This is a genomic window from Streptosporangium sp. NPDC023825 (assembly GCF_040639575.1).
Taxonomy (GTDB): Bacteria; Actinomycetota; Actinomycetes; order Streptosporangiales; family Streptosporangiaceae; genus Streptosporangium.
Genome location: NZ_JBFAAE010000131.1, coordinates 1 through 6,279 on the forward strand (window position 1 = coordinate 1; position 6,279 = coordinate 6,279).

7 protein-coding genes are annotated in these 6,279 nt (G+C 63.8%); 3 read left to right on the forward strand and 4 right to left on the reverse strand.

The features are described 5' to 3' along the window. Nucleotides 1-1,059: XRE family transcriptional regulator (locus AB0G15_RS43230; RefSeq protein WP_362851508.1), on the forward strand; the 1,059-nt coding region annotated here is incomplete at its 5' end. Here AB0G15_RS43230 and cutA read toward each other — a convergent pair. Beyond that, complete coding sequence (cutA, locus tag AB0G15_RS43235; RefSeq protein WP_362851510.1) at nt 1,025-1,285, reverse strand: divalent-cation tolerance protein CutA; 261 nt, start codon at nt 1,283-1,285, stop codon at nt 1,025-1,027. The two genes, AB0G15_RS43230 and cutA, sit on opposite strands and share 35 nt — an antisense overlap. 741 nt (nt 1,286-2,026) lie before the next feature. Beyond that, complete coding sequence (locus AB0G15_RS43240) at nt 2,027-2,356, reverse strand: hypothetical protein (protein WP_362851512.1); 330 nt, start codon at nt 2,354-2,356, stop codon at nt 2,027-2,029. A gap of 340 nt (nt 2,357-2,696) precedes the next feature. On the opposite strand from AB0G15_RS43240, the gene AB0G15_RS43245 reads away from it, so the two are divergent. After that, nucleotides 2,697-3,356: a DUF6000 family protein gene (locus tag AB0G15_RS43245; protein ID WP_362851514.1), complete on the forward strand. Its 660-nt coding sequence runs from the start codon at nt 2,697-2,699 to the stop codon at nt 3,354-3,356. 168 nt (nt 3,357-3,524) lie between these two features. Here AB0G15_RS43245 and AB0G15_RS43250 read toward each other — a convergent pair whose 3' ends face one another. Continuing rightward, complete coding sequence (locus AB0G15_RS43250) at nt 3,525-4,058, reverse strand: hypothetical protein (RefSeq protein WP_362851516.1); 534 nt, start codon at nt 4,056-4,058, stop codon at nt 3,525-3,527. Nucleotides 4,059-4,370: 312 nt separating this feature from the next. On the opposite strand from AB0G15_RS43250, the gene AB0G15_RS43255 reads away from it, so the two are divergent. After that, nucleotides 4,371-4,937 carry a DUF6461 domain-containing protein gene (locus AB0G15_RS43255; RefSeq protein ID WP_362851518.1) on the forward strand — a complete coding sequence of 189 codons (567 nt, stop codon included), beginning with the start codon at nt 4,371-4,373 and terminating at the stop codon, nt 4,935-4,937. A gap of 425 nt (nt 4,938-5,362) precedes the next feature. On the opposite strand, the gene AB0G15_RS43260 is transcribed toward AB0G15_RS43255, so the two are convergent. After that, nucleotides 5,363-5,890 (reverse strand): SMI1/KNR4 family protein, encoded by a 528-nt coding sequence (locus tag AB0G15_RS43260; RefSeq protein WP_362851520.1) that lies wholly within the window; start codon nt 5,888-5,890, stop codon nt 5,363-5,365. Nucleotides 5,891-6,279: the final 389 nt, after the last annotated feature.

Below are 6,279 nucleotides of genomic sequence, written 5' to 3' on the forward strand. Positions count from 1 at the left end.
GTCGACCTTCCAACGCTGGCCTGGATCGTGGGAAGGCTGGACTCACACGTGGACCGTCGAACGATGCTCCTGCTCGCCGCCGGAATGACCGCCGAGGCCGCGGCCACCATCAGCGACCCCTGGGAGCGACTCTCCCGCGCCCTGACCGGCCCCCAGGCCCTCGATGACGACACCATCGAGCGTCTCGAAGCGCGCACGATCGGTTTTCACCGCCTGGAGTACGTGCTTCCGGCCCGAGCCATCTACCAAGGGCTCACCACCCACATCAACGAACTCAGCACCCTGCTCCAAAGCGGCCCCTCCGACCGCTTCCGCCGACGTCTGGCCGCCACCGCCGGCGAAGCCGCCACCCTGGCTTCCTGGATCGCCTGGGACCTCAAGCAGCCCGGACAGTCCGCCTCGTTCGAGCGCGTCTCGGCCCTGGCTGCCAAGGAGAGCGGGCACCAGATCATCCAGGCGTGCACCCACGCCTACAAGTCGTACGCCGTCGAAGGCCGCGCCGCCTACGAGGCCGTACGCCAAGCCCAGCAGTTCCTCCCCGCCCAGGGCGACGACGCCACTCGCGCCTGGCTGCTCAGCCGCGAAGCCGAAGAACTCGCCGCTCTCGGGGACCGCCGCGCCATCGAGGTGATGCACCAGGCCGAAGAGGCATACGGCCGAGCCCGCCCGCACCGCGAACGCGCCTGGACCCGCTTCCTGGACCCTGGCCGGATGGCCGCCTTCCAGCTCTCCACCTACGTGCGACTCGGCGACGAACACCACGTCATCGAAGCCGGCCAGACCGCCCTGTCAGCGGTTGCCCAGGAGAGCGACCATAAGAAGGCCGCGATCGTCTACGCCGACATCGCCCAGGCCCAACTCCAGATCGGCGACATTGCCGAAGGACTCACCTACGCCCGCCGCGCCCTGGAATCGGCTCAGCGCAGCGAATCCACCTGGGGGATCGAGCACCTCGCCACCGTGGAGAAGGCCTTGGCGCCCCACACCGACCAGGCCGTTCGCGAGTTGCTCGGCGACATCGCCGTTACCCGCCGGAACGCGGGGCCGTCTCCCGCCTGATCCACTCCAGGTAGTCAGCAGTGCCGGCTACGAGTGCGCTGGCGATGATCTGCGGCACCTCGTAGGAGTGCAGCTCCCGCACACACCGCGCCAGATCCTCGAATCGCTCAGTGGTCGTGGTCATCAGCAACAGCCACTCGTTGGAGTGCTGGATCTCCCCGGCCCACCAGTAAGTTGACTCGATCGGCGCGATGATCTGAGCCCCCGCGGCCAGCCGACGCTCCACCACTGCCGAACAAATCCGATCAGCCTCATCACGGCTGCTGGCAGTGACGCGAACCTCGATGCAATCCGAAGTGTTTTGGATCATGCCAACACACTGCCGAATTGTTCTCATAGGTATCAAGCGGCGGCGCGCCGCGCCGCCGTACCCGGCCCTCTGCCGCCCGCCGACCGGGCGTGCGGCGTGGGCGCCGGTCCCGGCCGGCGGCGCGCCGGGCCGTCCACCGACCGGCGCACCCGCCGTAGTCGATGCTCTCGCCGCCCACCGGCCCGCCGCCGCCCTGCTTCCTGGGCATGCATATGATCAGCCTGTCGACAGGAGCAGGCCGTGATCTACTCTTCGTTCGGGATCTTCATTCTTCTTGTACTCGTAGCGGCGGTTGTCATCCCCGTGGCGATAGCCATCGCGCTTATCCGGCTCTTTCGAAGCTGACGCCTCCGGCGGGGGATTCCGCTCCGGGATGATCGCGACTGCCGATCGCAGAGTCGTAGTTGGCTGAGGTGGGGCCGGCTCTTCCCGTCTGCCACGTCCCAGGCAAGCCCAACATCTCGACTCCTCCGGATCAAGACCGTCTGTGACCGTTGGCATCCCATGGCCGAGGAACGTCTACCGGCTGACGTACACGCGAAGACGGCCTTGATCCTCCGTCCCCGAGCTGTTGCCCCTCCGGGGTGGGACGAGGCAGACGGGAAGATCCGGCGGGCGCGGTGCGCGCAGTGTGCGAGAAACACCAACTTGCCCAGCTCAATGTGAACCGCTGATCTCGGGACAGCCTGGCGGCTCCGCGATCTCAACGCCGAAGGGCGCCACAGCCCCCATCTTCACATCAGGCGTGTAACCCTTCACATCAGGTGTGTAACCGTCGGCCGTCATCCAGGGCAAGGGGGAGCTGGTCGGGAGGACTTCCTCTGCTCGCAGCTCTTCCTCTTGCCATTCAAGGAACGACTCATCCAGCGCGAGGTACTCGGCATCTGTGAGTGGCCGCACTCGACAATCCAGCGGGGCGGCGGTGCTGAGCGTCGGCACAGCCGCCAATGCCATGATCAGCAACAAGGCTGTGCTCTTCCTCTTCATGCGCCATCACTCCCAACCACTCACCACCAGACCAACGAAGTCAGCAGCATGAAGCATCTTGATCACGAATGGGAGGGTGCCGATGATTGGGAACCGATTCTGCATGTGCGGACGGTGAGGTGGAGAGCCACCTTGGGAACCACCCGAACAGACGATCATGAACCAAGCCGGACGGACCTGAACGGCCGGAGTCCCGACGAGCAGCAGGACGAACGACTCCGAATGGTCCTGAACATCGTTCGGGGACCTACGGATCAGAAGGCCAGACCACACCGCGCGCATGCCAGTACAGGCCGGCGACCGGGGAGCACGGGATTCGTAGAGACGGAAAGATACTCCTATGCGCTACGAGGCCGGGAATGCCAAGGTGTCGCCCCTCATCCATCGCTTCGTCACCACAGAAGGAAGGGTCACTCCGGAGGGGAAGCCATCGCGACGGTACATGAAGCTCCTCGGCGGTAATTTCCTCCGTCTGCCTAGACCTGAACTTGCCGCGTTCGCCCGGTCGATCGCGAGTGACGCGAAGGAGATCGCCGACGACGAGCTTGGTGCACTGCTGGGCGAGGACTGGCGCCCCCGTCTCGTCGCCGCCTACCTGATAGGTCTTGACCGTCGCACTTGCTTCCGTCCAAAGCTTGGCGAACTGCTCTTGGAAAGCGGCGGCCCTTATGCAGGCAAGGGGTACTGCTTCGCGTTCGCCCGCTTCGGGAGGGCGGAGGACACAGAGCCTCTCATCGACTACCTCGATCGCTACCTTCCTCGTCCGGAGTGCCGCTACGACCAGTCTTGGGCGATGGGCGCGCTCCTGCACCTGGACGAACGCCTAGGAACCGACCATGCTGCCCGGTTCTTCGTCCCGGGCGGTCTCTGGGAACAGTCATGGCTGAAGGAGCTCAACGTCGACCCCGCCGAGCCGAAACGCTGGATCGATCGCCTGTGTCGGTTCGCCGACGATTGCATGAGCGGAGGTGACGGCACGATCGCCTACGTTGAACGCTAGAGCGGCCCCAGCCCAGACGGCGTGCCCGTTGCGTGCCCGTCAGCAGAGGGAGCAAGGGGAACTCACGGGGAATCACGGACAACCGAAGCCCTCCCCCGCAGGTCAGCGTCTCCCCAGATCAGCGACCAGATGTGTTAGAGACTTCCCAAGCTGATAATGCAGGTCGCTCTATTCCACACCAGCTTGCCTGGATCGTTCAGAGTTCAGCCAGTATTGAAAAGATGGACTCGTAGATTTGAGCACGGTGGGATCACGTGGCGGCTCAGGCCAGATCTGCAGGAAGTAGTGATCACCTATTTCGATCGCGACCTCTTCGTCCATACCTCTGACGTGGTACCGCAAACGATACGCTCCGGGACCGGCGGGCAACGGAGGAAGAGAATGTTCCCTCCCTTCCCACTCCTCCAGAGAAACACGGCCCGATGGGGACTCATAGCTGATCTCGACGATGTCTTCGTAGCCATCGAGGTCAGCACCCGGATCCCGATCGGCGACAGCCACCGTGAACTCCACCGTTCCCCACTGAGGACCCACAATCAGGGAGGCACTGCCTTTCTCCACTCGGATGATCCCCACAGGGTGGCCCGGCACGCCATCAAACCCGCCCACGTCGCACCCCTCATCCACGAGATAGACCTGGCTGTAATCCACCCCCACATCCAGCTGCTTGACCTGCACGACAGGAGTCTCATCTCTGGTCATGGGCGGGAAGCATAGACTCCGCCACCGACAAGATCGCCTATCAGCGGCAGCGCAAACAGGCTGCCGTCAAGTGATGGACGACGAGCGAGTTTCCCGTGCCAGATGCGTGCCAGAACAGGCGGGGAATCACGGTCACTCACGGGGGATCACGGGGACTCGACCCGCCCTGACCTGCACCCCTGTTTTCCCAGCTCAAAGCATCAAGGTCAGTAGATGATTCCCAAGCTGACAGCGCACGGACCGAACAAGTGAAGTTGTCGGACCTCACTGTCATGATCTTCGCGTCCATCGCTCTCGTAGGAAGGCATAAGAATGAGCAGCGCTACGGCGGCAGCCTACGAGTGGCTCTGCCAGGAGTTCAGTGACGGCGTCGGAGAGATATGGCTCTTCGCCGGCTTCGTCCGAGATTTGTCCCCCGAGAAGGCCCTGCAACGCATCGGCGTCATCCCGGGGCCTCTAGGGGAATCCGGATTCGGTGTCGCGGCCTATGCGGCCGACGGCGGAACCGCTCTGATCGAATACGGCTGGGCCGGCATCATCTACAACTGCGATATGGAACTGTCGGAGGGCACAGCCGCGGCCGCGGTACGGGCGACCATCAACAACCGGGACTTCACCCACTCTGTCGACGGCCGCTTGATCACCACGTTCAGTCTGTACTCCTACCGTTTCCGGGAGGGGGCCGACCCTGACCGACTCCAGGCAGATGTCGAAGACCTCGGCATGGACATCAACGGCGACCAGCCCGACTTCCTCGACGACCCCGTCTCCAGCGCTCTGGCCCTCGCCGAACGCGCCACGGGCGTCCACCTGTCTCCCGCCTGTTTCGCCCGTCCGGCTCTGATCGGATCCACCGACCACCTCCATCCCTACCGCTGACGCCCTTGGCTTATGAAGATCCGGAACATAGGCGGAACGGTCTCGGCACGTCACACCCGATGCGGCGCGAAACTTCAGGTCACGGCACCACACGCCGCATAGGAAGCCCTCCACTTTTAATCCGTAGGTTTTGAGTTTGGGTCCTGCTCAGCGACATGCCGGCTGGTTGCGCACCACTCCTGCGCGGTCAACGAGGCGCTCAACCGCAACCTCTTCAACGCCCTCACCGCCGAGTTCGACGAGGAACGCCCGGAGCTGGTTAACGCGCTGACGTACTGCGATATGGCCACCGGCCCCCGACGGTACCCATCTCGACGTCGCCGAGATCCACTCATGCTACGGTCCCGAGCATCTCGTCTCCCGCTCGATCACCGCGTCAACGCCATGCATCCTGGCCGCTGTCAAGGCGGTGGAGTCCGTGATGATCAGCTCGCATCGGGTTGGGAGTCCTTAAATCTGTCCATGTCGCTAGCCACAAGGTCGAAGAAGCTGCGATAGCGCTGGACTCCCGGCAGCCACGCGGCCGCGAAGCACGCCTCCCATTCTCCTGCCGGGCTGATGACGTGCGGGTTGAGGAAAAAGTCGCCGTCGTCGAACTGTCCGATCAGGATGGAATCGGGGAGGTATTCGGGGCGGTAGAACACGGAATCCTGGTCGTCGCCGTAGACGAAGTAGTCCTCATCTGATGCACTGTCGATCGGGTAGAGGGGATTGGGGTCCGCCAGTTCAGCCAGCCATGGGGCGAGGGCTCGCACCCGCCCAATCTCGTGGACGGGCCGGAAGATGCCCTGCCCCCACCCGTTCGCGATGCGGAGGAAGGCGCGATAACTCGGCGGGAGGCGTATCCCGAGACGTTCCTCCTGCTCGGCGATGTCGGCCTCGCTTGCGCCTATCGCCGGAAACCCCGGTGCCTGCCCAAGAAGTTCACGCCATGCGTTGTCAGTGTCGCTCATGGCGGAGACCCTAGCGATCAATCTGACATGTCATCCGATGTACGGCAGGTCGGTTCCGTCTAGGTAGTGCTCGATCCGCATGCGCATTGATCGGTCCATCTGGAGTGCGGTGATCTGGTTGCGCGGCACTCAGCGGACTTCGCATGATTCGTTACTCGGCGCCAGCTCCCCGCTGAGCGCTTGGACGGAAGTCCGTAACGTGCGACGTGCTCTGGAGTGGTGAGGGCTATGTATCTCCTCGAAACTTAGCCCTCTTGAAAACCGCCACGCCCTGGCGGGGCGCTCAGTTTCGGGATGATCGCCGGTACGCGACCGCGAGACTGTATGCCGCTGGGATGAGCTGGAGGGGCGAAGGCTTGCGCAGATGCGCCGGCCGCGGAAATCCTGCG

Excerpts from the sequence above, each read along its gene's own strand:
- AB0G15_RS43240 (WP_362851512.1), bottom strand. The coding sequence starts at position 2,356 with ATGAAGAGGAAGAGCACAGCCTTGTTGCTGATCATGGCATTGGCGGCT.
- AB0G15_RS43250 (WP_362851516.1), bottom strand. The coding sequence starts at position 4,058 with ATGACCAGAGATGAGACTCCTGTCGTGCAGGTCAAGCAGCTGGATGTG.
- AB0G15_RS43260 (WP_362851520.1), bottom strand. The coding sequence starts at position 5,890 with ATGAGCGACACTGACAACGCATGGCGTGAACTTCTTGGGCAGGCACCG.
- AB0G15_RS43255 (WP_362851518.1), top strand. The coding sequence starts at position 4,371 with ATGAGCAGCGCTACGGCGGCAGCCTACGAGTGGCTCTGCCAGGAGTTC.
- AB0G15_RS43245 (WP_362851514.1), top strand. The coding sequence starts at position 2,697 with ATGCGCTACGAGGCCGGGAATGCCAAGGTGTCGCCCCTCATCCATCGC.